This is a genomic window from Serratia sp. CY74737, assembly GCF_052166775.1.
Classification (GTDB): domain Bacteria; phylum Pseudomonadota; class Gammaproteobacteria; order Enterobacterales; family Enterobacteriaceae; genus Serratia; species Serratia ureilytica.
In genome coordinates, this window is the sequence record NZ_JBJNOF010000019.1 from 81,365 (window position 1) to 102,808 (window position 21,444).

The window sequence follows — 21,444 nt, forward strand, 5'->3', positions numbered from 1 at the left end:
ATTCTTGAACCTGATGTCACATTTAGCTAATTTAGCTAAATTATCAAGTGCATCTACGGTTACCCGTCTTTATGAACGAAAATGAGATTTATCACAGTATCCAGCAGGCGCTGTCCAGCGCGCCGCGTAACCAGTATACCGCCGAGCTACATCTGCAAATGATCAAATATGCCGACGAACTGGAACACATTACAGCAAAAGCCTTTTGCGAAGGTACCGGTCTGAGCCAGAGCTTTGGCACCGAATTCAGCAAAATGCGTAACTTAACCCGTCGGCTGAAAGCCGCCGGTCTGAACACCGATCTGCTGTAACTGCTTACGGTACATCATCGCGCGAAACGAGATATTTAATGGCTATCAAAAAAACCGAACTCTATTCCTCCCTGTGGGCAAGCTGCGACGAACTGCGCGGCGGGATGGACGCCAGCCAGTACAAAGACTATGTGCTGACCCTGCTATTTATGAAGTATGTGTCCGACAAATATAAAGGCGACCCTTACGGATTGATCGTCATCCCGAAAGGGGCCAGCTTTGACGATATGGTCGCGCTGAAGAACGATAAAGAAATCGGCGATAAAATTAACAAAATCATCCGCAAGCTGGCGGAAGAAAACGATTTGAAAGGCGTTATTGACGAGGCCGACTTTAACGACGAAGACAAGCTTGGTAAAGGCAAGGAGATGATTGACCGCCTAACGAAGCTGGTCGGTATATTCGAGGGGCTGGATCTGTCCGGCAACCGGGCCGATGGCGATGATCTGCTGGGCGATGCCTATGAGTACCTGATGCGCCACTTCGCCACCGAATCCGGTAAAAGCAAGGGACAATTTTATACTCCGGCAGAGGTGTCGCGCATTCTGGCGAAGGTGATCGGCATTACGCCCGATACGCCGCAGGATGCCACGGTGTATGACCCCACCTGCGGTTCCGGCTCGCTGCTGCTCAAAGTCAGCGACGAAACGCGACGCGGTCTGTCGATCTTCGGGCAGGAGATGGACAACGCCACCAGTGCACTGGCGCGTATGAACATGATCCTGCACAACAATGCCACCGCGAAAATCTGGCAGGGCAATACCCTGAGCGATCCGCAATGGAAAGAAGCCAACGGCAAGCTGAAAGCCTTTGATTTCGCCGTAGCCAACCCGCCATTTTCTAATAAAAACTGGACCAGCGGACTTGATCCGAAAAAAGATCCGTTTGAGCGCTTCGTCTGGGGCGTTCCACCGGAGAAGAACGGGGATTATGCTTTTCTGCTGCACATCATCAAGAGCCTGAAAAGCACCGGCAAAGGGGCGGTGATCCTGCCGCATGGCGTGCTGTTCCGCGGCAACGCCGAGGCGAATATCCGTGAAAACCTGATCAAGCAGGGCTATATCAAGGGCATTATCGGCTTACCGGCCAACCTGTTTTACGGCACCAGCATCCCGGCGTGCATTATCGTAATTGATAAGGAACACGCCCACAGCCGCAAAGGCATTTTTATGATCGACGCCAGCCGGGGTTTTATCAAGGACGGCAATAAGAACCGCTTGCGCAGCCGGGATATTCACCGCATCGTGGACGTGTTTAACCATCAGCGCACGGTGCCAGGCTACAGTAGGATGGTGCCGTTAAGCGACATCGCCGGGAATGATTACAACCTGAATATCCCCCGCTATATCGACGGCGGCGAACCGGAAGATCTGCACGATCTGGCCGCGCACTTACAGGGGGGTATTCCGGCGCGCGATGTTGATGCTTTACAGGATTACTGGCGAGTTTTCCCTGCCCTGCGCGACGTGTTGTTTGCTGACGATCGCCCCGGCTACTGTCAGGCGCAGGTCGAAGCCCAGCAGGTTAAACCGACCATTCTGGCGCATCAGGAATTTAAGGATTTTGCCACCCGCAGCCTGCTGCCATTTAAGGCGTGGGTGAAAGAGGCGGCGTTGGCAGATATTGGCAAAGGCGATAAACCGAAGGAACTGATCCACGATATCAGCGAGATGCTGCTGGCGCAGTATGCCAACAGTGAGTTGCTGAATAAATACAGTGTGTACCAGATCCTGATGGACTACTGGGCCGATGCCATGCAGGACGATGTCTATGTGATCACGCAGGAGGGCTGGCAAGCCGCCGCGCAAATTCGCGAACTCCAGCCGGTGAAAGGCAAGGACGGCAAAAACGTTTGGAAAGAAGCGCACGATTTTGAGTTTGACAAGCGGCGCTACAAGGCCGACGTGCTGCCCCGTTCACTGGTGGAAATTCGCTGTTTCCCGGATCTGCTGGATGCGCTGAACCGCGCACAGGAACGCAGTGAAGAAGCCAGCCGTCAGTTAGCCGAGTATGTCGAGGAGCAGGCCGGGGAAGACGATCTGCTGGCCGAGGCGAAGAACGATAAGGATAAGGTGACGCAAAAGCTGGTCAATGCCCGCCTGACTCAACTGAAGAAAACCACCGCCGACCCCGATGAGCTGGCGGCGCTGACTCGCTGCCTGGCGCTGATTAAAGCAGAGGCGAATGCGAAAAAAACGCTGAAAATTGCGCAGGAAGCGCTGGATCGCGCAGTGTATAAACATTATCCCACGCTGGATGACGCGGCGATCAAAGCGCTGGTGGTAGAGGACAAATGGCTGGCGACGTTGCAGGCCGGGATTAAGGCGGAGATTGAGCGCATCACTCAGCAACTGGCGGAGCGCGTGAAGGAGTTGGAAGAGCGCTATGCCGAGCCGTTACCGGCGCTGGAAGCCTCTGTTGAAGCGTTGAGCGAGAAGGTGGCCGGGCATTTGCGGGCGATGGGGCTGGTGTGGTGATGGTGGATTTAATGGTGAGTGAGCAGCAGTCGGGTACCACGGAGGAAAATGTGCCTGCAGGGTTTAAAATGACTGAGGTGGGGGTTATTCCTGAGGATTGGGATTGCAAATACCTTGGAGAACTTGGCGATATTGTTCGGGGGGGATCTCCTCGCCCAGCAGGTGATCCTAAATATTTTGAGGGTGATTTTATCCCTTGGCTTACGGTTGCTTCATTGACGACAATTCCGGATGCTCAACAGGTCGTTATGACGACATCCTCAATGTTAACCGAATTAGGTTCTAAGCATAGTCGGACCTTAGAAAAAGGTACTCTTATTATTTCTAATAGTGGCGCAACACTTGGTGTTGCAAAACTCTTAGGTATGAAGTGCTGTGCAAATGATGGTGTTGCTGCGATTATTAATCAACGAATCGGCAATAAATCATTTTTGATCCATTATATTAATACAATAACAAAAAGTCTTCACGACAATATTGCAACGGGGAATGGACAACCTAATCTTAATACCGATTTGATTAGACTTATTCCTGTACCTTTTCCAAATGAGCAAGAGCAGAAAAAAATAGCAGATACGCTATCGGATTGTGATGATTTTCTTCTTAAACTAGAGAAGCTAATCGCAAAAAAACAAGCTATCAAAACAGCAACCATGCAGCAACTATTGACAGGAAAAATCCGCTTGCCGCAGTTTGCATTGCGGGATGATGGTATTGTTAAGGGTCATAAAAATAGTGAGTTGGGGGAGATTCCTGAGGATTGGAACTATATTAATATCGGAAAGGATTGCTCTTTGAGAGCTAGAATAGGTTGGCAAGCACTTACTACAAAAGAATATTTAAGTTCTGGTACATACTATCTGGTTACTGGAACAGACTTTAATGCAGGTCTCGTTGATTGGAATTCCTGTTGTTTCGTAAGCGAATGGCGTTATAAACAAGATAGCAATATCCAATTAAAAGTTAATGATGTCCTTATTACCAAAGATGGAACAATTGGTAAGGCTGGATATATTAATACTTTACCTTTACCCGCAACACTTAATAGTGGGGTGTTTCTAATAAGGCCTAAGAACGACAAAATAGTTCCTGAGTATTTATTTTTTATTCTAACTTCAAGAATATTTGATGATTTTATAAACGGAATTACTGCGGGTTCAACAATTGTGCATTTGTACCAAAAAGACTTTGTACACTTTGGATATTATGCACCACATCCTGAAGAACAAACCGCCATCGCTGCCATCCTCTCCAAGATGGACAAAGAAATTCAGACCCTGCAACAGCGTTTGGACAAAACCCGTCAGCTTAAACAGGGGATGATGCAGGAACTGTTAACCGGGAAAACCCGCTTAGTATAGAAGGGAACGCACATGGCTTATGATTACAGCACAAATCTCAACCCGGAAAAAGCCCTGATTTGGCGCATTGTCCATCGGGACAATATCCCGTGGATACTGGACCACGGCCTGCACTGCGGCAACAGCCCGGTGCAGGCTGCAAGCTGGATCAATATCGGCAACCCTGAGCTTATCGACAAACGCGCCGGGCATCCGGTGCCTGCCGCGACGGGCGGGACGCTGCATGACTATGTGCCGTTTTACTTTACTCCTTTCTCGCCGATGCTGATGAATATTCGCAGCGGGCGTGGCGGCATTAAGCAGCGCCCCAATGAGGAAATCGTTATTCTGGTCAGCAGCCTGCGACACGTGGCGGCGCAGAAAATTCCCTTCGTGTTTACCGACAGCCACGCCTACTATAATCTGGCGAATTACTATACCGATCTAAACAATCTGCATCGGATCGACTGGCCAATCTTACAAGCACGGGATTTCCGTCGCGATCAGGATGATCTTGGCAAGTTTGAACGCTATCAAGCTGAGGCATTAATCTGGAAGCACTGCCCAATCTCACTGCTGGGCGGGATGATTTGTTACAACGATGGCGTCAGGTTACAATTAGAGCAGTGGCTGTCGCAACGCAATCTGTCAATGCCCGTTCACGCACGGGCCGGGTGGTACTTCTCATGATGACATATACACAAGGCAATTTACTGGACGCGCCCGTGGAAGCACTGGTGAATACGGTTAATACCGTCGGTGTCATGGGTAAAGGCATCGCGCTGATGTTCAAAGAGCGCTTCCCCGATAATATGAAAGCCTATGCCCTCGCCTGCAAACAGAAGCAACTGACGACCGGCAAAATGTTTATCACCGAAACCGGCGAACTGATGGGGCCGCGCTGGATCGTCAACTTCCCTACCAAGCAGCACTGGCGCGCCGACTCCCGCATGGAGTGGATTGAAGACGGTTTGCAGGACCTGCGCCGCTTTTTGATCGAAGAGAAAGTGCAGTCCATCGCCATTCCCCCGCTGGGCGCAGGCAACGGCGGCCTGAACTGGCCGGACGTTCGGGCGCGGATTGAATCTGCGCTGGGCGATCTTACGGGCACTGAAATCCTGATTTTTGAGCCTACCGAAAAATACCAGAACGTCTCCAAAAGCACCGGCGTAAAAAAGCTCACACCCGCCAGAGCGATGATTGCTGAACTAGTGCGCCGCTACTGGGTGCTGGGCATGGAGTGCAGCCTGTTGGAAATCCAGAAACTGGCATGGCTGTTACAACGCGCTATTGAACTGCACCAGCAGGAGGACGTGCTAAAGCTGCGCTTTGAGGCGCACAATTATGGTCCCTTCTCCCCCAACCTGAACCATCTGCTTAACGCGCTGGACGGCACCTATCTGAAAGCCGAGAAACGCATCCCGGACAGCCAGCCGCTGGACGTGATCTGGTTTAACGATCGGGAAAAAGAACACGTCAACCTCTGGCTGAACAACGAGGCCAAAGAGTGGCTACCGGCACTTGAGCAGGTCAGTCAGTTGATTGACGGCTTTGAATCACCGTTTGGTCTGGAGCTGCTGGCGACTGTTGACTGGCTGCTGACCCGAGGAGAATGCCTGCCCACGCTGGATTCCGTAAAAGAGGGGCTGCACCAGTGGCCTGCGGGTGAACGCTGGGCCAGCCGTAAGATGAAGCTGTTTGATGATAATCATCTTCAATTCGCCATAAACCGCGTGATGGAGTTCCATTGCTGAACATTTAGGGAGAGCGCCCTTTGAGTACCATAGGCCAGCGCGAACGCGCCACACAGCAGCGTCTGATTCAGTTTTTTGTTAAGGATTTAGGATACCGCTATTTGAGGCGGAGCGCTGGATATGCCGGTGACAGCAATATCGACACGGACATACTGAGCGCATGGCTGAAACGGCGTGGCGTCAGCGATACGCTGATTACACGCGTGCTTCGGCAACTGGATTCCGCCGCCGCGCTGGGCGAAGGCAAGAAGCTGTATTACGCCAATAAAGAGGTCTATCGCCTGCTGCGTTACGGCGTAAAGGAAAAGGAAGGCGCGGGCGAGCAGAATCAGACCGTGTGGCTGATTGACTGGGCAAATCCTGAAGCCAATGATTTCGCCATCGCCGACGAGGTGACGGTAAAAGGTGAATACAGCAAGCGCCCGGACCTGGTGCTGTACGTTAACGGCATCGCGCTGGGCGTGATTGAACTTAAACGCTCGTCAGTCCACGTTAGCGAAGGCATCCGGCAGAATCTCGACAATCAGAAGAAAACCTTTATCCGCAATTTCTTTACCACCATGCAATTGGTGATGGCGGGTAACGATACGCAGGGGCTGCGTTACGGCACCATCGAAACGCCGGAAAAATATTATTTGGAATGGAAAGAAGAGCATACCGATGCATATACGCATAAACTCGACTTTCATTTAAGCCGTCTTTGCAACAAGTCAAGGCTGCTGGATATCGTCCATAACTACATAGCCTTTGACGTTGGAGTGAAAAAACTCTGTCGCCATAATCAGTTCTTCGGCGTCGAGGCGGCTAAACAGCATATTGCTCGTCGTGAAGGCGGGATTATCTGGCACACGCAGGGATCGGGTAAAAGCCTGACGATGGTCTGGCTGGCGAAGTGGATCCGTGAAAACGTGTCAAATTCACGTGTGCTGATTGTGACCGACCGCACCGAGCTGGATGAACAGATCGAAAGCGTATTTATGGGTGTAGATGAAGAGATTTATCGCACCTCCAGCGGCAACGATCTTATCGCAACGCTCAATCATCCTAACCCGTGGCTCATTTGCTCGCTGGTGCATAAGTTTGGTCGTCGTAGCGAAGCGGAAGACGCTGCGGCAACCGACGACTTCATCACCGAGTTGCAACAATCCCTGACCAAAACGTTTCGCGCCAAAGGCGATCTGTTTGTCTTCGTCGATGAGTGCCACCGTACGCAGTCCGGCAAATTGCATAACGCGATGACCGCTATTCTGCCGGAAGCCCTGTTTATCGGTTTTACCGGGACGCCGCTGATGAAGAAAGATAAAAAGAAATCGGTGGAGGTGTTCGGCCCTTATATCCATACCTACAAGTTTGATGAGGCGGTGGCCGACGGCGTGGTGCTGGATCTGCGTTATGAGGCCCGCGATATTGACCAGTATCTGACGTCTGAGAAAAAGGTCGATGACTGGTTTGAAGCCAAAACGCGCGGCCTGTCGAATTTAGCCAAAACCCAGCTTAAGCAGAAATGGGGTTCAATGCAGAAACTGCTGTCCAGCAAGTCGCGGTTGGAGCAGATCGTTAACGATATTCTGCTGGATATGGACACCCGCCCGCGCCTGATGGACGGACGTGGCAACGCCATGCTGGTGTGCAGCAGCGTGTATCAGGCCTGTAAGGTTTACGAAATGTTCAGCCAGACCGATCTGGCGGGAAAAGTGGCGATTGTGACCAGCTTTCGCCCCGATGCGACCAGTATCAAAGGTGAAGAAACCGGCGCGGGCCTGACCGAGAAACTTTACAAATTCTCGACCTATCGCAAAATGCTGGCTGACTATTTTGAACAAAGCGAAGAGAAGATTGCTGGTCGTATCGCCGAATTCGAGCGAGACGTTAAGCAACGCTTTATAAATGAACCGGGGCAAATGCGTCTGCTTATCGTGGTGGATAAGCTGCTAACCGGCTTTGATGCACCGTCTGCGACCTATCTTTATATTGATAAAACCATGACAGACCATACGCTGTTTCAGGCGATTTGTCGGGTAAACCGGCTGGACGGGGAAGATAAAGAATACGGCTATATTATCGATTATAAAGATCTGTTCCGCTCTCTGGATAAAGCGATAACCGATTACACCACGGGTGCGTTTGACGATTACGATCGCGATGATGTTGATGGGCTGTTAAAAAATCGTCTGGAGCAGGCAAAGCTGGATCTCGACAGCGCGCTAGAGGTAGTTCGCAGCCTATGTGAACCTGTCAAGGCTCCGCGCGAATTGCAGGACTATCAGCACTATTTCTGTGGTCAGTCGGGGGAAAACCAGACGATATTAGGCGAAAAAGAGGCGCTGCGCCTTTCGTTCTATCAGAATGTCGCCCGCCTGCTGCGCGCTTACGCCAGCCTGGCGAATGAAATGCAGGAAGCGGGGTATACCGATGAGGAAGTGGAAAGCATTCGCGCCGAAGTCGCTAAATTCGAGAGACTGCGCTACGACATTAAACTGACCAGCGGCGATCTGCTGGACATGAAGCGCTTTGAACCCGCCATGCGCCACCTGCTGGATATGTACGTTCGCGCCGACGGTAGCGAAGTGCTGATGGATTTCGAAGAGTTAAGCCTGATTGAGCTGATTGTTGAAAAAGGCGCAGCAGCAACCGCTGCTCTGCCGGACGAGATCCGCAACAATCAGGATGCGATGGCGGAAACCATCGAAAACAACGTGCGTAAAACCATCGTGGATGAAAACCCGGTGAACCCAAAATACTACGGGCGCATGTCGCTTTTGCTGGATGAACTGATTACCCTTCGCCGCCAGAATGCGCTTGATTATCAGCAGTACCTGGAGCGTATCCGGGATTTGAGCAAGCAGGTCATCCGCCCAGAACAAACCAACGGAGCATCCTATCCTGAAACAATGGATACGCAGGCAAAGCGTGCGTTTTATGATAACTTCGGTCATGACGAGGTGCTGGCAACCCGTATTGATACGACAATCCGCTATACCAAAAAAGCTGAGTGGATTGGCGATCGTTTTAAGGAACGAGAGCTTGCCCGTGCACTGCGCGAAGAAACCGCCAGTTATAACGTCAATATTGATGACGTTCTTGAGCTTGCCCGCAAGCAAAAGGAATACCACTGATGCCGGTCATGCAGATAGGCACGCTGCGCTTACAGATCAATCGTAAGGCGATTAAGAACTTGCATGTCAGCGTCCTGCCGCCTGATGGCAAAGTCCGCGTTTCAGCCCCGGAACACATGACAGAAACGGCGATACGGATGGCGGTCGCTTCCCGCTTTCGCTGGATCCGAAAACAACAGCAGGATTTCGCCAGACAGCCACGCCAGTCCGAGCGGGAGATGGTCAGCGGAGAATGCCACTATCTTTGGGGTCGTAAATATCGCTTGTTTGTGATCGAGCGTCAGGGGCGTCATGAGGTCAAAATTGCGGGAAATAATAAACTCCAGCTTTATGTTCAGCCGGGAACCAGCAATGAAAATAAGGTGCTGGTATTAACCGACTTTTATCGGCATGAGCTGAAACGGCAGGTCGCTAAATTACTGCCCGAATGGCAGGACAGAACCGGTGTTTCCCCGACGTTCTGGGGCATAAAAAAGATGAAAACCTTTTGGGGCACTTGTAATACCACCACAAAGCGAGTCTGGCTCAATCTGGAATTGGTCAAGAAGCCGCCGGAGTGTTTGGAGTACATCCTGGTGCATGAACTGGTTCATCTACTGGAGCGTCATCATAACGAGCGCTTTCGTCTGCATATGGACCGGTTTATCCCCAACTGGCGCGATCGCCGGGATTTGTTAAATAAGATGCCGCTGGCGTTTGAGGCGTGGGAATATTGATTAGTTCTTGCTGAGTTCAGGCGTTTGTTGCTATTTGAATTTCTGTCACAGGTTTCACAGACGGACAGTGCTGCTGCTAATTCTCCGTGGGATTGCTGTGAGTATATTCAATCCACGGTCGTTGAGTGCCATACTTCGGATGGTATCGACGCTTGTTACAGCAGAGGTTACAGGTATAACGGTTGTAAGGTGTGTTCCCCGCGGTTCTGGTACCGGTCATCTGACCGGTACCCTCAAGGGCAAGAAAGATTTGACGTACAAAAGATAGGCTCCTTGGTGCCAGGAAGCACGTAGGTGTGGTCTATCCATTGATGGGGAGACTGATTCGGAACATCTGATAGGTTGGATTCAGATAAGGCGTTGAGAGTCGTTGTAATGCGTGTCAGGAGGATAGCTGTTGACTCAGTTGCGTTTACGACTACTACAGGTTAGCAACGCGAGATGGAATGTGTGTTGTGCGTAACACATCGTCATTCCCCGCGTGAATCTGCGATACGCTGCTGCATCCAGCTCTCCACCTCGATTTTACTCCAGCGGGAACTGCGCCCCAGCTTGATGGGTTTCGGGAACAGACCGTCCCCAATCAGTTTGTAGAACCACTGGTCTGTAAGCTGCGTAAAGCCAGTGATAAATGCCATATCGACAAGCTGATCGTTTAGCAGGGATGTGACTGTGTTATCTGACACTTCCCCCGAATGAGCGTTCTTCTTTGTCGTAAACCTTGGTGTGTTCTTTGGCAAAGTAGCTCAGGTGGCTCCGTAATCCTAGGTACTGTTGCCCAAAGCGGTCCACCCGAAGAATCTCCAGATAGTGTGGCGTGTTGTTAAAGGAAACCAGCGTTCTGTACTCAGGGAAATTGAGTAGGCCTAATGCACTTAGCCAGGCCTCGCTGATGTAGCTCCCTAGGTTATGCTCTTCCTTCGAATAATCCCCTAATCCATTGAAAGTATCTTTGTTAACGAATATCGCTGCGTGATAGTGAGATTTACCGCTGCTCCCCACCTCACGTACCCATACGTATCTCAGATCCGTTGGACATACTTGGGACTTTTCCCGTTTACGTCGTTGCTGATGGGCTGCTATACGCGCCCTCAGCGCCCCTGTGAAGCGTTCCATTAAACCGGTCTTCAGATTAGGAGCACAGGCAATACTGTCACCTGTATCGCGGTACTCAGGCAGTCTGAGTACGAAGGTGAAAACGGATGTTCTGGCGTGGGATTTTGTTGCTTTGTTGATGATTTCAGTCATACGATTCATATAGTCAGAGTTCAGGGGGCCGAATTTACTGTTGGTCATGAAGATTGCTCCTGTGGGCATATTTCAGGCGTGCGCAGGCCCTGCCAAAGTAAATGGCAGTGATGGATGCACGAATGAGAGTTAAGGTGTCATTAGGTCGAAAGGCATGGTGCCGTAGGATCTGTATCAACTGTCGCTAATGTGAAATTTGACAATGAATGCTCTTGCTGGTTGATATTTATTTGATACTGAATAGAGGTAGCTTTAGTGATTGGTGCTCATCACGCTTTAATGCCTTATTATGAAGTGTAGGCTGTTGTTTTACTGTTTACGGTGTTTATAGTGGCCCGTTAATTATATTTTCACCGTGTCTATTATAATTGGTATGCAATATTATAATCAATATGGTGATTATGATTGGATTTAATTTATTACTCTTTTATTGATTGTCTTTGACTACCCATTCCTATATATTTTATATAATATATATACTGTATTTGAATTGGTGCCAATTACTTTGTAGTGCCTTGTAGGGGGCACTCTGATATATTTTCGTGGCTTAGCTTTTACTCCAGGGTTATCAATTCAGAACATAAAATAAAACCTTGTTTTCTGAAAGACCGGGAGCGCTTATAAAACCACTCCTGCTCAATCCATTTTTGGCTTCTGCCAGACCATCACTGGTGATGGTACATCCTTTCTTTTTTACAGACATACTCAGTTACCACGCGAGTCAGTTATACGCTGCTGCATCCAGGTTTCCACTTCGCTCCTTAGCCAGCGGGAACTGCGGCCCAGCTTGATAGGTTTCGGGAAGCGTCCTTCGCTGATAAGTTTGTAAAACCATTTATCACTGCAGTTGGTGTAGGTGGTGATGAATACCATATCGACAAGCTGGTCGTTCAGCAGTGCAGGTAGTGTGTTCATGGGAATCTCCTTTACGTTAAAAGTGAAGGAGGAATGACTGTTCTCAGTATTGTGTTGCAGCCTTCCTCAGTGGATGGAAGACCTGGTAAAAAAGTAATTAAGGTGTTGATCATCACAATGCTAACGCCCCGGCATTACTGACTATCCCGCGATGATGTTTTCAGGCACGGCCTGTCTGCCCGGAGTGAGCACCCGGCGTGTATGCTTTGCTACTGTCGTCTTTGACAACGCGTCGCCCACCAGTCCGACTCGCCGGGTAAGTGTCAGACTGAAACGTTAAACATCAATATGATACTAATAGTGCAGCACTATTTTAAGAATGAAAGGTGCTGCACTTTGCAACGGTGTAGTATGATAAAAACACCGTCACCACAGAAGAAAGATATATGACAAGCCGGAACCGCATCACCGTCAATCTGCCAACAAACGAACTCCGCCGACATATCGAAAAGCTGGCCCTGAGCAGAGGCCTTACCTGCTCGGGACTTATCCGGGACCTTATCAGCGCATCACTGTCGGATAATGCTGAAGCGGCACAGTTTATGGATGAAATAAGGGGGGGTAAAAATGTCATTAATAATAACAGCGAGGAGGATATAACCCGTATTCTTCGGAACACCAGAAAACAGCAGGGAGCGGAACAGCAACTTGTCCTGAACGCTCGCGAACTACCTCTTGCAGACTATAATTTCATCCTTTCATTTAATGAGGTAACGCAATTTGAGCAACAACATAAACTGATGGGAAAATCAGGCAATGCCCTGAATGAGCTGGTAAAGACTAAGCTTAAAGCCCATATAGCAGAGAAGGTTCCTGCAATTGTTGGCAGGTCAGGTGGTGTACCAGATATTCTTCATCTGTTTGTTAAAAATGCGAAAATAAGATATGTCATGAATGATAATGGTTTTTGGGAATTTCGGTCACGCATCGTATTACATCTGCAGCCTCTTTTCATTGATGATGCGAAGAAGAGCAGGCTTGATTTTTTTAATATAAAATTTAAACAGTTCAGACATGTAGCTGTGAATGGCTGGGATAAGAAAAAGTATGAACAACTTGTCTTTATAGAACAGGCGTCCAGTTCCCGTTCTGGAGGGTATTTTGTCGGGTTGTCGCCTTATGACGTTGATTATACCATGGCTGAGTATAAAGATTTCACACCTGCACAAATTACTTATGGAGCGGAACCGTATTCATTAAATTTTATGATACACATCCACCACAGAGATATGAAAATCAAAAAACAGAAAAGCTTTTTATTTCTATAAAAATACAGAGGTATATTATCGCTTTGTGTCTTGCCTGCAGTGTATATTTAAAACCTGCCATGGGAAATGACTGATTTTTATATCTAATAAAACTGCATGCTTCTGATAATAAAGGTAAATCATGACAAATAACTCTCGCGATAAAACCTTACTACTTAAGAAAATTCTTTCAGCATTACCTGAGGATATTTACCGAAACCTTTGTTTCCATCTTGATGAGATGATTACTTATGAACCCTGCATCGGGCTGATGGGTAAAAGTGGTGCCGGGAAATCCAGCCTGTGCAATACCCTGTTCAGTCCACCGCCCGCCAGGGTTGATGCCGTCAGCGGCTGTACCCGCACCGTTCAGCGCTATCAGGTCACTCACGGCACACATATCCTGACTCTTGTTGATTTTCCGGGCATCGGCGAAACCCCGGAGTTGGACAGTCTTTACCAGCGTCTGTATCAGACGTGGTCCGGCAGGCTGGACCTGATTGTCTGGGTGCTTAAAGCCGACGAACGGGCCTGGAATGATGATATCCGGTGTTATCGGCAGTTGGTTTCTCAGGGGGCAGATCCCGCCCGGTTTCTGTTCGTCCTCAACCAGGCCGATAAAATTGAGCCTTGCCGGGAATGGGATATTGCAACTTGCCAACCTTCTCTGCGGCAGCAGCAGAACCTGCAGGAGAAAGTGACCCAAGTGAATACCGTATTTTCTCCCGTACATCCTGTTTTGGCGGTTTCCGCCTCTGAAGGTTTCAATATACCTGGGTGGGTCGAAACCCTCATCACCGTTTTACCCGACAAAGCCAGCAGTGCGGTTGCCCGTCAGTTTGAGCCTGAGTATCGGACAGAGAAGGTGACCACCACGGCGCAGGAGGGCTTTAGCCGCGTTGTAGGTGACATCTTTGACAAAAGCGTGGAAGCCCTTCTGGAGTCGCACACATTAAGAAATTGGTTAAAACAGATCCGCTATCGACTGCTCTCGCTGGCCAAATTGCTCTGGCATCGTTTCTTTTAACGCATATTTAAAAACCTACCATACGTTCGATCTGTTTCGCCGATCAAACATAGGTTTATAATAGTTTTTATCTATTGTTTTGTTTGTAATGATCGTTAATAGCGATAGTTTTCAACGATCGGTTTCGGTTTATTGATCTTCACTAACGATTATCCCTCCTCTTTACATCCCGATACGATCCCCTCGCGGGGGAGGTCGTTCAATCCCACTGTTTTCTAATTAATTATTAATAAAGGACTATTTCACTATGTTGAAATCTTATCCGTTTCTCAAACAGGACACCTACGCCTGGTGTTTATCCATTGGCCTTCCTGTTATCTGGGGTCTCTCCGCTATCTTCCTCCCACAGAAAGTTGCGCTGGGTCTTTATATGCTTTGCTCCCTGGTCTGGGTACTCCTCGACCGATTGAGCCTGTTTAAACAGGAGAAAACTGCGCCTTCACTAGGGGGGTTCCTGCTACCGATGGTTTACCTGCGGCAACGTGACGAGCGTCAGGGGAAACCCTGGCGCTTGTTACAGGTATGGCTGATTTGCACCGTGTTATCAGCCGTGGTCGGTAATCATTTTAAAACGCAATCGGGTACCGAACGGCTGGCGCAAAGCGCTTGCCCGGTAGTCACTAAAATCCTGCAGCGTCAGGGCATAGAGGAGCACTGTATCCGTATCACAGATATCAAGGAGGAGGTGGCAGGGCGTTTTTATCAGGCTCAGGCTTTGCTGAATACCGGCTCAAAAGAGCCGCTGACGATAGAGGTGCGCTCAGGCGGGAATATCTACGTCACGCTAACGGAGCAGGAATAAGTGATTTTTATCAATGAGATGATGAACATGAAAAAAATGATAATGATGTTTACCCTGTTGGTCAGCGCTCTGTTGAGCCAGGCCGTATGCGCAGCGGCATACGATCCCAAGCCGATAGAATACCGGAATGTGGTGGCTGACAGCGTACAGGTTGAGCATGACCGTATTATGGATGGCGTTGATGAATTTATCATCACGGGGAAGAAGGGAAAGGTTACTGAGAAATTCAGGCTCACCTGCAACGCCGATGAAGCACGTCTGGGCATCATGTATTACTTGAAAGATATCTATGGCGATAAGGCCGAGGGGGCAACGGGAATGACTCTGCAGTATTACCCGGCCGGGGTCCATCAAATGAACATCAGTATCGATCATCCTGATACGTTGATGGACAGCCTTCTGACGGCTAATTTGGCACTGGCGGTTTCTGCCATGCAGAAGCGTAAGGAAGGGACCTTTGTTTTTCACTTTTACCACAACGACAGCAGCTTCGATCATGTCCCTCTGGCGTACAGCTTCCAATACCCGGCGAAATTGTTGACACCCGCTCTGGGCAAGGCATTGGTTAATGCCAAGACCACATCATGCGACATCAAATCAGGCGATAGTCAGCTATCACCACTCAAGCGTCTTGTTGATCATCTCTAGCTGATTGATTACCGCTATCAGTTTGCTACTGACTTAGAGCCCTGTCGCCGATCGCGACGGGGTTTTTGGTTTTTAGGCGCTGAGATGACCTATTTCAAGTCGTCTCCTGCGCTACCGCTCAATGAACCCTGAATGCAGTGACATCATGCCTATGAACGACTGAAAACAACGGAATAACCTCATGAACTTAACCTTATCCCCGGCAGTCACTGAACTGCCATTAAGTACACAACGTACTATCAAACGCGCCCTGTTCTTGCTGGAGGCCCATTTGCGTGAACCGGGAGCCTCATTCACTTCACCTGGTACCGTCAGCGATTGGCTTCGATTGCGCATGGCTAGGCTGGAGCGTGAAATATTTATGGTGCTCTGGCTCGACAATCAACACCGGCTATTGGCCCACGAAACGTTGTTCACCGGCAGTATCAACAGCACCGAAGTCCACCCCCGCGAAATCGTGAAGGCGGCACTGAAGCACAATGCTGCAGCGGTACTTCTCGCGCATTGCCATCCTTCCGGCCACGCTGAGCCCAGTGTTGCCGATCGGCAAATCACCGGCAGGATTAAAGATGCACTGGCACTGGTTGAGGTCAGGGTACTGGATCACTGTATTGTCGGCGGCATGTCGGTGTATTCGTTTGCTGAACACGGCTTGTTATAGGGGGCGATACGATGCCATCAATCATTGCCCCGGCCTGGGGACTCAAACGCAACGTCACTCCGCAGTTTGGCGCCCGCCTAGTACAAGAAGGCGGGCGACTGCACTTCCTGGCTGACCGTGCCGATATCAGCGGTACCTTCAGCGACGAGCAGCTGCGTGATGTAGATAACGCCTTTCCGCAGTTCATCAACCATTTGGAACTGATGCTGCTTTCTGGTGAGCTCAATCCCCGTTATCAGCATTGCGTCACGTTGTATTGCAATGGCTTGACCTGTGAAGCCGATAGTCTGGGATCGCACGGTTATGTGTATCTCGCCATTTATCCTACTCCCCAATCAACGGCATAAATCTACGCCTTTATATCTATCGATTTCCCCCTTTCATTTAGCTAACTACGAGATAACCGACATGCAGACCTTACCTGTCACCCCGAAACGGGCGGCCTACGGTTGCCCATCACCCGTTGTTGTCTGGCAATCCATGCTCACGTATTTGCTGGAACAGCATTACGGCTTGGCGCTTAACGATACCGAGTTCAGTGATGACACCGTTATCCATGAACACATTGACGCCGGGATCTCTCTGGCTGATGCGTTGAATTTCACGGTGGAAAAGTTCGACCTGGTTCGCATCGATTGCCGGGGGTTCTCCTGTCAGGAGCAATCGCCCTTTATCACTGCTATCGATATTCTCCGCGCCCGTCGAGCCACCGGCCTGATGACCCGTATGGGTTACCAGATCATCACCTCAGTTATCCGGGGAGAAAAGCAGACATGAGTCTGACCAGTTTACTGCTGGCATGCTGATTACCGGCATCCAGTGCAGTTCAGCCCACCATGTTTTTAATACCATCACTACCCAACACCCGCCCTTGAACCGGCGGGTGTTGGCGTTTAGGGAGAAAGATATATGCAGATTGAACCCGAAGTTTTAACTGACCATACAGAGTTGATTTGTTCCACCAGCATCGAACGCATCGTATCTGGACGTAATACCGCGCTGGCGCAGATTGCAGCCCTAATCCGCCAGTTGGATGAGATATCTGCGCTGACCAGTCGTATCGGAGGGGGAACGGCAAAGGATTGGGCCATGCGTCAGGGACACTGTTACGACTCTTGGTTGACTGAAAAGGTTGATACGGCCATTTCGGTCATTACACGTAATATCGACCGAAGTATCTGGCGAGATCTGATGCTGAAGTCTGGAATGATTTCTCTGATGGACGCGCAGTCCCGCGATGAGTGGTATAAAAATCTGGATGAGGGGGAGCTGCCGGAAATCAGTGAGGAAAATATTCTGGCAACCTTTGAACAATTACATCACAGCAAAGGTGAAGTCTTTGAACGTGGAGTGATCAATGTCTTCAAAGGACTCTCATGGGATTACAAAACTAACAGCCCATGCAGTTTTGGCAAAAAGATCATCATTAACAACCTGGTCACTTACAATCGTTGGGGCTTTAGCCTGAACTGGGGCTGGCGTCGTGACCAACTGACAGATTTGGAACGGATGCTCTTTCTGCTGGCTGGCAAACCCATTCCTGACAATCGTGGTGATATCAGTACCCGGTTAATGGCGCACATTCGGGACAACCCGGCAAAAGACGTTTACGAAGATGAGTTCTTCAGTATTCGTTATTTCCAGAAGGGAACCGCGCATCTGATGTTCAAACGGTTAGATCTGGTGGAGAAGATGAACGACATTATCGCTAAGCATTATCCAGGCATGTTACCTGCAAAATAAACGCCATACGCGTAATGAGCTCCTACATGGATCTCTGGCATACTAGGTGCTTTACTGCACGGTAAGTCAGATTAAAGCGGAGGCGACATGACAGACAAGCACTTAACCCAATCACCGGCAGGTGAGTTTGTTATGTTTGCCAGCGATGACGGCGAAGTGCGCGTTGAATGTCGTTTTGAGCAAGAAACGCTGTGGCTGCCCCAGGCGACCATCGCGAATCTTTATCAAGTGACTCCCCAGGCGATTACGCAGCACATCAAAGCGATCTACGAAGAAGCGGAACTTGAACAAAACGCAACCTGTAAGTCTTACTTACAGGTTCAGCAGGAAGGGGGCCGTCAGGTAAGTCGCAATATCCTGCACTATAGTCTGCCCGTTATTCTTGCCGTAGGTTATCGTGTTCGTTCACCCCGAGGAACTCAATTCCGGCAGTGGGCGACCCAAACGCTCCAGGAATACCTGATCAAAGGCTTCGTGATGGATGACGAGCGGCTTAAAAATCCGCCCGTGGGTTCATCCGCTGTGCCTGATTACTTTGATGAGATGCTGGAGCGCATCCGTGATATCCGTGCCAGTGAGCGTCGGGTTTACTTGCGGGTTAGGGAGATCTTCGCATTAGCTGCCGATTATCAGCCGTCACTTAAAGAGACAACGTTGTTTTTCCAAACTATCCAAAACAAGCTGCATTTTGCCTGCACCGGCCACACCGCTGCCGAACTCATCCATCAGCGGGCTGACGCCAGCCAGCCCCATATGGGTTTGAGCAGCTATAAAGGTGAGGAGGTACGCAAAAGCGACGTGACGGTGGCGAAAAATTACCTCAATCAGGACGAAGTCAGCGAACTCAATCGCGTGGTCAACATGTGGTTGGATTTCGCTGAAGATCAGGCGCGGCGCCGTCAACAGGTGTTCCTGCGTGATTGGCAGGAAAAGCTGGATCAGTTTCTGCAATTTAACGACCGTGACGTTCTGCAAGGGGCTGGCACAGTCAGTAAGAAAGCGGCAGATGAAAAAGCGCAGGCTGAATACGTCCAGTATGCCGAGCAGCAGCGCCGCTTAAAAGAAGCGGCGGGGGAACAGGATATTGCCGGTTTACTGCAGTGGAAAACCGATACCAAAAAACGTCCATAAAGCCCCTTAAAGGGGGGGAGTTTGGAGATCGGAAATTATTGTACGGTAAGGATGTTTTTTAAACATAATCCGTCATCGCAATAGGGTCACTCCTGCACTATACGGTATTCTTAGGGGATTGATCTTAATAACAAAAAAACCCAACAATATTGCAATTGTTGGGCGTTATTTGTTATGGGTAAAATGTCAGATTACCAATTGCCATCCTGATAATCGAACGAGATCTGGTAGGCAAATTTTTCAGGGGAAATTTTTGTCTTGAAATACGGTTGAAGCAATGGAATCCAACCACGTTCAACATTGAACCCACCATTATTAATATTATCTTCCAATGGCAACCCTAAGCCTTCGATAACTGAGCCATCATCCCCAAAGTCCTTAGAGTATTCTTCCCCTACAAATTGACGTGAATCAATTTCAAACCAAACAAGATTTAATTTTAGTCCCATGATAACTCTCCTTACAGATATTTCTTTTTAATGTTGCGTTCAGGTCTCGGCTCTTTAGTACGTACGCCGGTGGTGGGATCAAATGCACCTAGGTGCGTACCGTCGCTGGCTCGATATCCCTCCAGCTCGCCGTGCCGTGAATCCCATTCATAGAATTTACGGCCCTTGTCGCCATACCAGCGTGCTCGAAGGCCTCCTCCCCCCTGAACTGGATTCTTCGACTCACCTTTTTTGAGTTCACCCAGCCCGTGTATATCCTCTGTTTTTGGAGGCCGATGATAATCATGCCCAAATTCTGTTAGCCCTTTGCGGGGTTTGACAAGCTCAGGCTTATCCTCCTTGGCCGGTTTTTTTCGTGGTTTGTTGAACATGACATAAATCGGATCAAGACCACTTTCAACCGGTGGAACCAAAATATAGTCATGGATCTGCTGAACATCACCATTGGGCAATGCAGTCAGCGTTCCTTTCCCTGACACATCGACACTGCCCCCCGTCGAAAGCTTGCCTGCAGGCGCACCAACCGGCGTGACGGTAATAATATAACCGGATACGCTCTTGTCATTCGCCGGTGTCCAGGTCAGAGAGATAGCACCGTCATCAGTGGTAAAGCGTAACTCCCTTTTCACCGCATCCCATGATAGTGGCCTTAGTGGCACCGCACCTTTTACGTTCCGCTCATCAGGGCGAACGATGTTGATGTGGATTTTCTCTTCCCCGACATCCCCCGTCTCACGAGAAACCAGCCGATAAGGTAACCGCACCGAATTATAGTTGCCGAGCGCATTCCTCACATCGTCTCGCGTCAATCCGAACCGACCAACACCCAGGGATGACATGACGGTCAATGCCGGCACGTCCAAACTCTCGGAAAAAACAAAAGAGAGCTGAGCAAACTCAGCCGTGGTGACCTGCCCGTTGGCATACAGTTTTTCCGCAGGTGTCCTCGTCAACGCCGCCGAGGCCCGGGTAAACGCGCCACGGATACCGGCTTCCAGTGTCTCCGTCGTCGCCACCGAATTATAGTTGCTGATAGCAAACCCGCTTTCACGCCAGAAGTAGGCAGTCTGCTCCAGAAACAGCGGACTGGGTTTGCTGCCCATGACCGGCGGATATTTGGGCAAATCGCCATCGCCAACCGTCAGAACGAATTCTTTCTTCGCCTGGTTGCGCCAGAACGCCGCTTGCGCTTGCGGTGACAACGAAGCAATATCCGGATCGGTCGGCTGCCGTGCGCGAATTTTGCTCATATTGTCTTTGGCAATGCGATCAAATTCAGCAACCTGAGCCGCTAGATCCTTTTCTTCCTTACGCAGCCGGGAAAGATCTTCGTTTAATGCAGCAATGGTGCCATTGGTTCTTTCCACGTCACGATGAAATTGTTCGGCTCGTCCCGCCTGACGGCGAGCGCGCGCATTGGCTTCCTGGATAGATTGACGTTCAGCAATTCGCTGATTGAGGGTGATTTGAGCCTGCTTTTCCTCAATCTGTCGCTGGTTGATAGTCCGTTCAGGCAGCAACCATTGATAACTGTGTGACTTTCGGTACTCATCCGTTTGAACTGACTCACGACGTTGGCGTGCATCCTGATAAGTCAGAAATGCCTTGCGTTCGGCTTCGCGTGCATTGACTTCATTTTGCGGAATGATCTCCACCACGGCCACATAAGCCGGCGGCAGATTACTGCCTGGAGGGAACACCACGATACCATCGTGCGTATTGCCACCCGGTTGCGTCGCTGGCAACGGTTTGGCTTCAGCATTATTTATCTCGGTAACACCGTCCACAGGTTTCGCCGTGGTTGGCGGCGCCGGCGCATTGACGCGAATATGAATATCAGGCATGCCCGGTACAATTCC

22 protein-coding genes are annotated in these 21,444 nt (G+C 49.7%); 16 read left to right on the plus strand and 6 right to left on the minus strand.

The window, feature by feature from the left end; all coding sequences use genetic code 11:
* Positions 1–71: 71 nt before the first annotated feature.
* From ACJ8PE_RS22800 to ACJ8PE_RS22830, 7 genes are read left to right on the plus strand one after another with little or no spacing between them, the layout of a single operon-like run.
* Positions 72–311: an HTH-like domain-containing protein gene (locus tag ACJ8PE_RS22800; RefSeq protein WP_442536869.1), complete on the plus strand. Its 240-nt coding sequence runs from the start codon at positions 72–74 to the stop codon at positions 309–311.
* Positions 312–349: 38 nt separating this feature from the next.
* A complete protein-coding gene (locus ACJ8PE_RS22805) occupies positions 350–2,788 on the plus strand; it encodes a type I restriction-modification system subunit M (RefSeq protein ID WP_442536870.1) in 2,439 nt (812 codons plus the stop codon).
* Positions 2,788–4,149 (plus strand): restriction endonuclease subunit S, encoded by a 1,362-nt coding sequence (locus ACJ8PE_RS22810; RefSeq protein WP_442536887.1) that lies wholly within the window; start codon positions 2,788–2,790, stop codon positions 4,147–4,149. The genes ACJ8PE_RS22805 and ACJ8PE_RS22810 overlap by 1 nt, the downstream gene beginning before the upstream one ends.
* A 12-nt stretch (positions 4,150–4,161) precedes the next feature.
* Entirely contained in the window at positions 4,162–4,818 is a 657-nt protein-coding gene (gene darT / locus ACJ8PE_RS22815) for a type II toxin-antitoxin system toxin DNA ADP-ribosyl transferase DarT (RefSeq protein ID WP_442536871.1), read from the plus strand.
* Positions 4,815–5,882 carry a type II toxin-antitoxin system antitoxin DNA ADP-ribosyl glycohydrolase DarG gene (gene darG, locus ACJ8PE_RS22820; protein ID WP_442536888.1) on the plus strand — a complete coding sequence of 356 codons (1,068 nt, stop codon included), beginning with the start codon at positions 4,815–4,817 and terminating at the stop codon, positions 5,880–5,882. The genes darT and darG overlap by 4 nt, the downstream gene beginning before the upstream one ends.
* A gap of 20 nt (positions 5,883–5,902) precedes the next feature.
* Positions 5,903–8,998 (plus strand): type I restriction endonuclease subunit R, encoded by a 3,096-nt coding sequence (locus ACJ8PE_RS22825; RefSeq protein ID WP_442536872.1) that lies wholly within the window; start codon positions 5,903–5,905, stop codon positions 8,996–8,998.
* A complete protein-coding gene (locus ACJ8PE_RS22830; RefSeq protein WP_442536873.1) occupies positions 8,998–9,714 on the plus strand; it encodes a M48 family metallopeptidase in 717 nt (238 codons plus the stop codon). Before ACJ8PE_RS22825 ends, ACJ8PE_RS22830 begins: the two co-directional genes overlap by 1 nt.
* 76 nt (positions 9,715–9,790) lie before the next feature.
* Here ACJ8PE_RS22830 and ACJ8PE_RS22835 read toward each other — a convergent pair whose 3' ends face one another.
* From ACJ8PE_RS22835 to ACJ8PE_RS22850, 4 genes are all read right to left on the minus strand, one after another.
* Positions 9,791–9,997, minus strand: coding sequence for a DUF7828 domain-containing protein (locus ACJ8PE_RS22835; RefSeq protein WP_442536889.1), 207 nt, complete (start codon positions 9,995–9,997; stop codon positions 9,791–9,793).
* 187 nt (positions 9,998–10,184) lie between these two features.
* Positions 10,185–10,352, minus strand: coding sequence for a helix-turn-helix transcriptional regulator (locus tag ACJ8PE_RS22840; RefSeq protein ID WP_442536874.1), 168 nt, complete (start codon positions 10,350–10,352; stop codon positions 10,185–10,187).
* A 37-nt stretch (positions 10,353–10,389) separates the two neighbouring features.
* Positions 10,390–11,010 carry an inovirus Gp2 family protein gene (locus ACJ8PE_RS22845; protein WP_442536875.1) on the minus strand — a complete coding sequence of 207 codons (621 nt, stop codon included), beginning with the start codon at positions 11,008–11,010 and terminating at the stop codon, positions 10,390–10,392.
* 657 nt (positions 11,011–11,667) lie between these two features.
* Positions 11,668–11,877: a helix-turn-helix transcriptional regulator gene (locus tag ACJ8PE_RS22850; protein ID WP_442536876.1), complete on the minus strand. Its 210-nt coding sequence runs from the start codon at positions 11,875–11,877 to the stop codon at positions 11,668–11,670.
* 386 nt (positions 11,878–12,263) lie between these two features.
* On the opposite strand from ACJ8PE_RS22850, the gene ACJ8PE_RS22855 reads away from it, so the two are divergent.
* The 9 genes from ACJ8PE_RS22855 (at position 12,264) to ACJ8PE_RS22895 (ending at position 19,136) form a co-directional block, all read left to right on the plus strand.
* Positions 12,264–13,145, plus strand: a complete 882-nt coding sequence (locus ACJ8PE_RS22855; protein ID WP_442536877.1) for a hypothetical protein — start codon at positions 12,264–12,266, stop codon at positions 13,143–13,145.
* 121 nt (positions 13,146–13,266) lie between these two features.
* Positions 13,267–14,151, plus strand: a complete 885-nt coding sequence (locus ACJ8PE_RS22860) for a GTPase family protein (RefSeq protein ID WP_442536878.1) — start codon at positions 13,267–13,269, stop codon at positions 14,149–14,151.
* Positions 14,152–14,398: 247 nt separating this feature from the next.
* On the plus strand, positions 14,399–14,953 hold the full coding sequence (locus ACJ8PE_RS22865; RefSeq protein WP_442536879.1) for a hypothetical protein: 555 nt from the start codon (positions 14,399–14,401) through the stop codon (positions 14,951–14,953).
* A complete protein-coding gene (locus ACJ8PE_RS22870; RefSeq protein WP_442536880.1) occupies positions 14,954–15,601 on the plus strand; it encodes a hypothetical protein in 648 nt (215 codons plus the stop codon).
* A gap of 181 nt (positions 15,602–15,782) precedes the next feature.
* Entirely contained in the window at positions 15,783–16,262 is a 480-nt protein-coding gene (radC, locus tag ACJ8PE_RS22875; RefSeq protein WP_442536881.1) for a RadC family protein, read from the plus strand.
* An 11-nt stretch (positions 16,263–16,273) separates the two neighbouring features.
* Positions 16,274–16,609: a type IV toxin-antitoxin system YeeU family antitoxin gene (locus ACJ8PE_RS22880; RefSeq protein WP_308324109.1), complete on the plus strand. Its 336-nt coding sequence runs from the start codon at positions 16,274–16,276 to the stop codon at positions 16,607–16,609.
* A gap of 61 nt (positions 16,610–16,670) precedes the next feature.
* Entirely contained in the window at positions 16,671–17,039 is a 369-nt protein-coding gene (locus ACJ8PE_RS22885; RefSeq protein WP_442536882.1) for a TA system toxin CbtA family protein, read from the plus strand.
* Positions 17,040–17,171: 132 nt separating this feature from the next.
* Positions 17,172–18,005 carry a DUF4942 domain-containing protein gene (locus tag ACJ8PE_RS22890; protein ID WP_442536883.1) on the plus strand — a complete coding sequence of 278 codons (834 nt, stop codon included), beginning with the start codon at positions 17,172–17,174 and terminating at the stop codon, positions 18,003–18,005.
* Positions 18,006–18,092: 87 nt separating this feature from the next.
* A complete protein-coding gene (locus ACJ8PE_RS22895; RefSeq protein WP_442536884.1) occupies positions 18,093–19,136 on the plus strand; it encodes a virulence RhuM family protein in 1,044 nt (347 codons plus the stop codon).
* Between the two features lie 191 nt (positions 19,137–19,327).
* On the opposite strand, the gene ACJ8PE_RS22900 is transcribed toward ACJ8PE_RS22895, so the two are convergent.
* Entirely contained in the window at positions 19,328–19,585 is a 258-nt protein-coding gene (locus ACJ8PE_RS22900) for a colicin E3-like toxin immunity protein (RefSeq protein WP_025304809.1), read from the minus strand.
* Between the two features lie 11 nt (positions 19,586–19,596).
* Positions 19,597–21,444 (minus strand): colicin E3/pyocin S6 family cytotoxin (locus tag ACJ8PE_RS22905; RefSeq protein WP_442536885.1); only part of this gene is annotated, 1,848 nt, incomplete at its 5' end.

Bases quoted from the DNA above. Each gene is read 5' to 3' on its own strand.
- ACJ8PE_RS22845 (WP_442536875.1), bottom strand. From the start codon at position 11,010: ATGACCAACAGTAAATTCGGCCCCCTGAACTCTGACTATATGAATCGT.
- ACJ8PE_RS22885 (WP_442536882.1), top strand. From the start codon at position 16,671: ATGCAGACCTTACCTGTCACCCCGAAACGGGCGGCCTACGGTTGCCCA.
- ACJ8PE_RS22880 (WP_308324109.1), top strand. From the start codon at position 16,274: ATGCCATCAATCATTGCCCCGGCCTGGGGACTCAAACGCAACGTCACT.
- ACJ8PE_RS22830 (WP_442536873.1), top strand. From the start codon at position 8,998: ATGCCGGTCATGCAGATAGGCACGCTGCGCTTACAGATCAATCGTAAG.
- radC (WP_442536881.1), top strand. From the start codon at position 15,783: ATGAACTTAACCTTATCCCCGGCAGTCACTGAACTGCCATTAAGTACA.
- ACJ8PE_RS22900 (WP_025304809.1), bottom strand. From the start codon at position 19,585: ATGGGACTAAAATTAAATCTTGTTTGGTTTGAAATTGATTCACGTCAA.
- ACJ8PE_RS22895 (WP_442536884.1), top strand. From the start codon at position 18,093: ATGACAGACAAGCACTTAACCCAATCACCGGCAGGTGAGTTTGTTATG.
- ACJ8PE_RS22800 (WP_442536869.1), top strand. From the start codon at position 72: ATGAACGAAAATGAGATTTATCACAGTATCCAGCAGGCGCTGTCCAGC.
- ACJ8PE_RS22860 (WP_442536878.1), top strand. From the start codon at position 13,267: ATGACAAATAACTCTCGCGATAAAACCTTACTACTTAAGAAAATTCTT.
- darT (WP_442536871.1), top strand. From the start codon at position 4,162: ATGGCTTATGATTACAGCACAAATCTCAACCCGGAAAAAGCCCTGATT.
- ACJ8PE_RS22890 (WP_442536883.1), top strand. From the start codon at position 17,172: ATGCAGATTGAACCCGAAGTTTTAACTGACCATACAGAGTTGATTTGT.
- ACJ8PE_RS22805 (WP_442536870.1), top strand. From the start codon at position 350: ATGGCTATCAAAAAAACCGAACTCTATTCCTCCCTGTGGGCAAGCTGC.
- ACJ8PE_RS22840 (WP_442536874.1), bottom strand. From the start codon at position 10,352: ATGGCATTTATCACTGGCTTTACGCAGCTTACAGACCAGTGGTTCTAC.
- darG (WP_442536888.1), top strand. From the start codon at position 4,815: ATGATGACATATACACAAGGCAATTTACTGGACGCGCCCGTGGAAGCA.
- ACJ8PE_RS22865 (WP_442536879.1), top strand. From the start codon at position 14,399: ATGTTGAAATCTTATCCGTTTCTCAAACAGGACACCTACGCCTGGTGT.
- ACJ8PE_RS22850 (WP_442536876.1), bottom strand. From the start codon at position 11,877: ATGAACACACTACCTGCACTGCTGAACGACCAGCTTGTCGATATGGTA.
- ACJ8PE_RS22810 (WP_442536887.1), top strand. From the start codon at position 2,788: ATGGTGGATTTAATGGTGAGTGAGCAGCAGTCGGGTACCACGGAGGAA.
- ACJ8PE_RS22855 (WP_442536877.1), top strand. From the start codon at position 12,264: ATGACAAGCCGGAACCGCATCACCGTCAATCTGCCAACAAACGAACTC.